Here is a 5,415-nt window from a genome sequence, read left to right as displayed (position 1 = left end):
ATAAAATTTATTATAAAAAATCACCTTTTTTTATTGGATTAAGATTAAACAAAATTAAAAATAAATTAGGAAAAGACATAAATTTAATAATTAAAATTAAAAATAAAGAATTTGTTGTTGATATTTTTTGGGATGGGGGAGTTGAAACAATTAATTTTAATAGAGACCTAGGAAAGAATTATAGTGATTACTTGTTTGAATTTAAGAAAAAAAACTTAAAACAGAATTTCTCTATCAATCAAAAAAAAAATAATAAAATCAAAGTTTTTATTCCAACCAACTTTATGTATTTTAATTTTATTGGCGAATATTACAAGGTCAAGCATGTATTTACAGAAAGAGAAGAAACAACAATATCAGCAGTTGATATTTTAGAAATTTTTTCTAAAGAAGAAGCATTTTGGATACATAGATTTTCCAAGTTTGGTGAAAGGGATTATTTTCATAATATTGTTTTGTCGTTAGGAGCAAATTGTTACTCAATAGGCAATTATATTATTTGTTATAAATTATATAATAGAGATTTAAAAAAGAGATTGGAAAATTTACTAAATAATTGGATTTTAAAAGATGATAAATCAGAATTATTCTCTAAATCTAAAATAGATTATGATAATAAAATTGATAAAGACAGATTAGATTTTGTAAAATTTGTCAATACAAAAACAAAACTGTTTAAAGCGTTCGATGGCTCAATTTTTCTTGCAAAAGGAAGTTTTTTTAATGTTTCTCAAAACATTTTAAGAAAAGATTTAAAAACACTTTTGTTGTGTAAAAATAGAAGTGTAAGAAAAGGTATTACACTACTTATTCAAAAAAATTTTGCAGATCTTTCATTGGATATTCAGTCGCTATGGAACGATAAGATTGAGACTGATAAAAAAAAAATTTCACTAAATTCATTTACAAATATAAGCCCAACTATTTTGTCAGACATATATCTTTGGTTATCAATTAAAAAAGATGACTCATCTATCTTAGCATGTAACGTTTATGATATTAGAGAGAATTCCTTTGATCAAAGAGCTTATCTAGAGGCAGCGCAATTAATCAATTCTCCAGTAGTTATTCAATCATCATTTAATGCGCTTGGCCCAAAAACAAAGAATGGAAAATCTACAATTGAGGGATACCTGAAATTAAAAAATGGTGGTAAGGAATTTTTAGTAAATACATATAAAGCTGCTAGAGATATTTATATTAAGGACGAAAAAAATTTTTTATTTGGAATTGGATTAGATCATGTAGATGTTAGATATGATAAACCAAAAGGTAGAGCAAAAAATTTCTTAAAAGATTTACAAAAGTATAATTTATTGACTCATTATACACTTGATGGCTCTTATATATTAGAAAAAAATACAAAAAAAAATTTTTCATTAGAGAAGAAAAGATTATTTAATCAGGTAATAAATTATGAAATAGATCTAATAAAAGTAATTAATAATTTTAATATTTTTGATTTTGAATTTTGTGCAAGTGAACTTAGTTATGTTGGTAATAATAAAAAAGTATTTATTCCATCAGTAAATGATATGATTTACTTTTCCAAAACATTAGGTCGAAAATTAAATGAAAATTTTTTTGGGCTAGTGAATATGAGACCAAAATTAATAATTGGTAATTTAGGAACAACTCATCATGGTCATGATCAGAATGTTAAAGTTGAGAACGCAGAACAATGGGTTGAAAATATTAAAAAATTTGGCATGATTTCAGCTGTACTACATGGTACCTCAAGAAGTCACCCAGAAACACTTAAAAGAGCCGTCATTGGATGTAAAAAAATAAATGTAGCAGGTGATTTCTTGCAGTGTTTAGTGTCAAATTTACCTGAAAAATTTAAATCAGTTGTTGCATCAACTAATGATAATGAAAAAACTAAACTTTATTTAATTAGAAACAAATTAAAAAATATTCCTTTTAAGGCAAAAGAAAAAATCAAAGACTCATTGAAGTATAAATGTTTGGATATTATGAGAAATATCAACTCTCCAGCAATGACAGATTTAGACATTAAGTATTTTAAATATAAAATGTATAATTATGATAATCTACAAATTAAATCGATTACTAATTCAATAATATCAGAGATTGATAATTATAAAAAAATTAATATTAATAAAAAAAAAATTCGTTCGGTGTTTTTACCTTCGCCGATTGAGGTTGAATATGGAGGTTTGTACAAAAATATTATTAAATCCTCCTTAGAATTAGGTCTTAAAAGATTTCATATAGATGTAGGAGATGGAAAATTTATTAATAGGGTTTTAAATGTTGAAAATAAAGTTAGTTACATTAAGGAACTTAACCAATCTAATCAAGTGCATGTTCATTTGATGACCATGAACCCACACTATGGAAAAGAAAAAAGTTATATACATAGGTATGCAGAGCTAGGTGCAGATAAAATTGGGATACATCGTAAGTCAATAACTAACAAAAATGAAATTGATGATGCGCTCATAATGATCAAAAAATGTGGAAAAAAAGCTGGAATTTTTTTAGAAGTTGATGAAACAATAGATGAAAACCTTTTAAACACAATAGTAAAACATAATATCAATTGGATTGTTTTAATGGGTGTACCAGTAGGTTTTGGAGGTCAATTTTTTAATGAACAGATATTATTCAAGGCCATAAATTTAAGAAAATTTGCATTGAGAGAAAAAAGAAATTTAAAGATAGAAGTAGACGGTGGACTAGATAGAGATAATATAATTATGTGCAAAAAATTTGGTGTTGATTATTTAGCAGGTTGGTCCTTAGTAAAATCGTCAAATATTAATGAATATAAAAAGAATATAATCCTAATCAAAAATAAACTTAAAAGTGTCTAGCAATCTCATAATCCCGCTAGCTGGATATGGTAAAAGATTTGTAAAAGAGGGATATAAAACCCTTAAACCTTTTATTCCAGTTGATCCACATAACAAAATGATTGATTTAATAATTGGTAATTTTCCAAAAAATATAAATAAAATCTTTATTGTCAGAGATGATTTAGAAAAAAAATATTTTAATTTTTTAAAAAAAATAAAAAATTCAAAAGTATATTTTATAAAGCCTCATAATTATGGACCGCTTTACACACTTTATTCAATAAAACATAAAATAATAAACATGAAAAAAATTTATGTTAGTTATTGCGACATAAATTGGACATGGAAAAAAAATAGTAAGATAGACCGTAATTGTAATTATGTATTTTGTTATAAAGGATATCATCCTTTTACAGAGGACAATAATAACTATGCATTTTGTAAAACTGATAGATCTAATATTATTCAAATAAAAGAAAAAGAAAGTTTTACTAATAGATGGCAGAATGAACCCCTTTCAGTTGGATTATTTTATTATAGAAATGGAAGAGACCTCGTGGAGAGTGCAAATGAGTTAATAAATAATAATATAAAAATAAATAATGAATACTTTCCTTCATTGTCGTTTAATATATTAAAAAAAAAAAAGATTAAATTAGTCAAAAATTTTTCACACATTGGAAAGCCGGATTATTTTGAAATCTATAAAAAGTGGAGATATTTTTTTTTGAATAAAAAAATTTTTTTAAAAAAAATAAATGATTATTCTTTTGCTGATGAAATAATAATTCCTGCAGCAGGTTTAAATAAAAGATTTTTATCTAAAAATAGTAAAATAACAAAATTTTTGATTAAATTAGATGAAAATAAAACTCCAATGATAGAGTTTATAAAAAGATATTTAAAATCAAAAAAAAAAATTATATTAGTTACTTTAAAAAAAGTAAAAAAATTAAAAAAGAATTTTAATGTTGTTCTTTTAGCAAATAAAACCAAAGGTCAGGCAGATACTGTTTTTAAAACTTTGCCCAATATTTTACCAAAAAAATCATTATTTATTAATTCATGTGATTCTTTCTCTTTATTTAATATCAAGAAATTTGATATTTTAAAAAAAAATTCAGATATAGTCGTTTTTGTTACTCAGAACTATGAAACAGACTCTGAAACTTCAGAAGGGTCATGGGTTAAAGTAACAAAAAATTGTAAAGTTAAAAATGTATTTTTAAAAAGTAAAAAAGTAAAAAACTCTTGTAGATTAACTGGAAATTTTTATTTTAAGAATAAAGAAATTTTTAAAAAGTGCTATAATAAATCTAAGGATAAATTAATTAATAATGAAATATATATAGATAGCCTTATTCTTTCTGCGATCAGAATGAATTTGAAAGTAACAGCATTAGTAGATGATACATATATCAATATGGGCACACCAAAACTTTTAAAAGAGTTTAATTATTGGAATAATTATTTTAATGGGTAATAAACTAATATCGTGTGTTATTTCTTGTTATAATGAGGAAAAAAATATTCCGATTTTATTAGATCAAATTCAAAAAAATAATTTAGATGAAAAATTTGAAATTATAATAGTTAATAATGGTTCAACTGACAATTCTTCTAAAATAATTGATCAAATAAAAGTAAATTTTAAAAATATAATTTTCATAAATATTGCTGAAGACCTAGGATGGGGTAACGGAATTATGAGTGGTTTGAATATTGCATCAGGTAATTATGTTGGTTGGACACATGGTGATCTTCAATATGAGCTAAACACTCTAAATGAGGTTTATAACTTAATAAAAAATCCAGAAAATCAGAATAAAAGTTTATTAATAAAAGGAATTAGAAAAAAAAGATCATTTTCTGAAAATTTTTTTACTAAGTGTATGAGTATTATAGCATCAATTATTTTGTTTAAAAAATTACATGATATTAATGCACAGCCAAATTTTTTTTCCAGGGATATTTTAAATCTTTTTGAAAATCCACCAAAAGACTTAATGCTAGATTTATATTTATATAACAAAATATCTTCTTTAAAAAAAAAAAAAATAATAAGATTATCAGTGACACAGAATAAAAGATTGCATGGAGTCTCATCTTGGAAGAAAAATTTTTTTTCTAATTGTACCCTTTCATTCAAACAATTAGTTGGAATTATAAAAATTAAACTAAATAATTAATGGCCATATATATTGCTCACCAACAAAATAAATTAAAGAAATTAAAAACTCTTTTAGATAACAATATAAGAGGAATTGAAATAGATTTAAGATCAGACAGAAATAAAGTTATTATATCACACGACCCTTTTTTAAATGGTTTAGATTTCTTCAAAACTGTTAAAAAATTAAAAAATTTTTTTGTAATTGTTGATATGAAAAGTACTGGATTTTCTGAAAAAGTGCTTAAAGTTTTGAACAAAGAAAAAATTAATTTTTTATTTTTGAATCTTATTGCTTCTGAACAAATTTATTTAATTGAAAAAAATCATTCCAAGAATTTGTTTTTAAGATATTCATCAATAGAGAAACCTAATCTAACCACAAAAAATTTTAAAAAAATTAAAAGGATATGGTTTGATTTT

General features: G+C 23.6%; 3 protein-coding genes and 1 pseudogene. All 4 read left to right on the top strand.

The annotated features are described in order from the left end of the window. Positions 1 to 2,840: hypothetical protein (locus ACTT83_RS05390; protein ID WP_440919081.1), on the top strand; the 2,840-nt coding region annotated here is incomplete at its 5' end. Then, positions 2,833 to 4,305 (top strand): hypothetical protein, encoded by a 1,473-nt coding sequence (locus ACTT83_RS05385; RefSeq protein WP_440919080.1) that lies wholly within the window; start codon positions 2,833 to 2,835, stop codon positions 4,303 to 4,305. The genes ACTT83_RS05390 and ACTT83_RS05385, both read left to right, overlap by 8 nt. Beyond that, positions 4,298 to 5,011 carry a glycosyltransferase family 2 protein gene (locus ACTT83_RS05380; RefSeq protein WP_440919079.1) on the top strand — a complete coding sequence of 238 codons (714 nt, stop codon included), beginning with the start codon at positions 4,298 to 4,300 and terminating at the stop codon, positions 5,009 to 5,011. The genes ACTT83_RS05385 and ACTT83_RS05380 overlap by 8 nt, the downstream gene beginning before the upstream one ends. Beyond that, a pseudogene (locus ACTT83_RS05375) lies at positions 5,011 to 5,415 on the top strand (hypothetical protein); the annotation flags it as partial. The gene ACTT83_RS05380 and the pseudogene ACTT83_RS05375, both read left to right, overlap by 1 nt.

Origin of the sequence: Candidatus Pelagibacter sp., from assembly GCF_052049775.1 — a bacterium.
Taxonomy (GTDB): domain Bacteria; phylum Pseudomonadota; class Alphaproteobacteria; order Pelagibacterales; family Pelagibacteraceae; genus Pelagibacter.
Note: the sequence above shows the minus strand (reverse complement) of the source record. Positions and strands in the feature narration are given on the sequence as shown.